This is a genomic window from Achromobacter sp. GbtcB20, from assembly GCF_019091095.1.
Lineage (GTDB): Bacteria > Pseudomonadota > Gammaproteobacteria > Burkholderiales > Burkholderiaceae_B > Achromobacter > Achromobacter mucicolens.
Map to the genome: position 1 here is coordinate 1 of NZ_JAGXJZ010000417.1, position 307 is coordinate 307.

The 307-nt window shown below is 67.1% G+C and carries 1 protein-coding gene; it reads left to right on the forward strand.

Annotated features, from left to right (window positions below):
- A partial coding sequence (locus KVT32_RS29575; protein ID WP_217619370.1) for a hypothetical protein occupies positions 1 to 234 on the forward strand: 234 nt, incomplete at its 5' end.
- Positions 235 to 307 lie beyond the last annotated feature (73 nt).

Here is a 307-nt window from a genome sequence, read left to right on the forward strand (position 1 = left end):
GGCGCGGTGGCGAAGATGGCGACCGTGCTGGCCGAACGCGGCAAGGAACGCCTCCGGCACGAGGAAAGCGCCGACCCGCAGGCGGCGGCGCGCGAGATCGACGCGGTGGCGGCCGAACTCGAGACCGTCTCGGCGGAGCGCAAGGCGGCGCACGAGCAGGCCGCCGCACTGCGCCTGCAGGTGGCCCAGGAACTGAAGCAGGCCATGCGCGCAGGCTCGGGCTGGAGCGGCTGAAAAAAAGTTGTCTTCGATGTAAGGTTCTTCTTACATCCGCACGGCTGTGCAACCGATAGGGATTTTCTATCCC